Origin of the sequence: Texas Phoenix palm phytoplasma (assembly GCF_005774685.2) — a bacterium.
Lineage (GTDB): Bacteria > Bacillota_I > Bacilli_A > Acholeplasmatales > Acholeplasmataceae > Phytoplasma.
On the sequence record NZ_VBRA02000014.1, the window covers coordinates 1 to 1,813 of the forward strand.

At 25.3% G+C, this 1,813-nt stretch carries 3 protein-coding genes and 1 pseudogene; 2 read left to right on the forward strand and 2 right to left on the reverse strand.

The features are described from left to right. Positions 1-254 (forward strand): FAD-dependent oxidoreductase (locus FEF22_RS02040; protein WP_210352289.1); only part of this gene is annotated, 254 nt, incomplete at its 5' end. On the opposite strand, the gene FEF22_RS02045 is transcribed toward FEF22_RS02040, so the two are convergent. Beyond that, complete coding sequence (locus FEF22_RS02045) at positions 185-376, reverse strand: FAD-dependent oxidoreductase (RefSeq protein ID WP_210352290.1); 192 nt, start codon at positions 374-376, stop codon at positions 185-187. The two genes, FEF22_RS02040 and FEF22_RS02045, sit on opposite strands and share 70 nt — an antisense overlap. A gap of 283 nt (positions 377-659) precedes the next feature. Between FEF22_RS02045 and FEF22_RS02050 the strand changes: the two are divergent. Beyond that, positions 660-860: pseudogene (locus FEF22_RS02050) on the forward strand (FAD-dependent oxidoreductase); the annotation flags it as partial. An 807-nt stretch (positions 861-1,667) separates the two neighbouring features. Here FEF22_RS02050 and FEF22_RS02295 read toward each other — a convergent pair. Next, entirely contained in the window at positions 1,668-1,730 is a 63-nt protein-coding gene (locus tag FEF22_RS02295; RefSeq protein ID WP_425329537.1) for a hypothetical protein, read from the reverse strand. Between the last annotated feature and the right edge of the window lie 83 nt (positions 1,731-1,813).

Genomic DNA, 1,813 nt, shown 5'->3' on the forward strand with positions numbered 1-1,813 from the left:
GAGCTCAGATAGATAAGATTAAATATCCAAAAGTTGTTTTAAAAATGTTAAAAAAAGCTTCAAATTTAACTTTATTAGAAGGATTAGTTTACAATTTTATTATAGAAGATAATAAAGTTAAAGGAGTTAGATTAGAAAATGGAAAAATTATTTATAGTAAAACTGTTATTTTAACTACTGGAACTTATTTATCTAGTAATATATTAATAGGTGAAAAAAGAATAATTTCAAAACCAAATTCTTTTTTTAATTGATAGCTAATATTATGAGTAGTAGGAGCATTATTAGGTCCTGAAATTATTCTTTTTTCACCTATTAATATATTACTAGATAAATAAGTTCCAGTAGTTAAAATAACAGTTTTACTATAAATAATTTATTACAGTTACTTGGTTTTTTACATTATAATTAGGGGAAATAAAAAATTTCTAAATTATAAAAAAATTATGGGATGAATTAATTTTTAAAGTTAAAAACATTTTAGGGCAAAATGTTTTTGATGATATGTTAAAGATAAAACGAATTTGAACCTTTAACAAAGATTAAAGAAAAAAATAAGTAAGAAATTAATAAGCAATTAAATAAAATTTATTTTCTATTTTTTTATTTTATTTATTAATTAAAAATATAAATATAAGGATTATAAGAGGAAATAAAAAATGTTTTTTGAAAGTATTGTTATTGGTGGCGGTCATGCAGGAGTTGAAGCTGCTTGGACTTTATCTAAAAAACACAAAACTTTATTAATCACGGGTAAATTAAATAAAATTGCTTTTATGCCTTGTAATCCTTCTATTGGAGGCCCTGCTAAAGGAGTTGTCGTTAGAGAAATAGATGCTTTAGGTGGATTAATGGGTAAAGCTGCAGCTTTGCCCGTGTCCACCTAAGCATCTGTTTCAGCATTAACTCCTAGCAAGGGTCAATAGAAGGATTACAAGGCATAGCTGGGCCCCATTTATTACCGTGATCAATAAGTTTGTGTTTTAGATGAAAGTCAAGCATCCAACCTGCACTGACCTCCTGTGTAATACTCAAAAAACATTTTTATTTCTCTTATATCCTGCTATTCTGTACCAATTAATAAATAAAATAAAAAATAGAGAAAACAAATTTTATTTAATATTATTAAATTTCTTACTTATTTTTTTCTTTAAACCTCTTTGTTAAAGGATTCAAGATAGTTTTATCTTTTAACAATATCATCAAAAAAACGACCACATACAAATGTTTTAACTTTAAAAATTAATTCATCCCATAATTTTTTATGTTTAAATTTTATTTCCTAATTATAATAAAAAAACAAAACAAAAATAAAATTATTTATAGTAAAACTGTTATTTTAACTACTGGACTTATTTATCTATTAATATATTAATAGAGTGAAAAGAATAATTTCAGGACCTAATAATGCTCCTACTCATAATATTAGCTATCAATTAAAAAAGAATTTGGTTTTTGAAATTGAGTATTTTCACCCCCTATTAATATATTACTAGATAAATAAGTTCCAGTAAGTTAAAAATAACAGTTTTACTATAAATAATTTTTCCATTTTCTAATCTAACTCCTTTAACTTGTGTCTTCTATAATAAAATTGTAAACTAATCCTTCTAATAAGTTAAATTTGAAGCTTTTTAACATTTTTAAAACAACTTTTGGATATTTAATCACCATCTCTGAGCTCTTAAACTTCTAACAGCTGGACCTTTGGAAGTATTCAACATTTTCATTTGAACCCCGAAGAATCTGCAGCCTGACCATCCACCTCCATTCACAAAAACAAAAAGCTGGTCTGCTTCTGCTGCTCCCACCA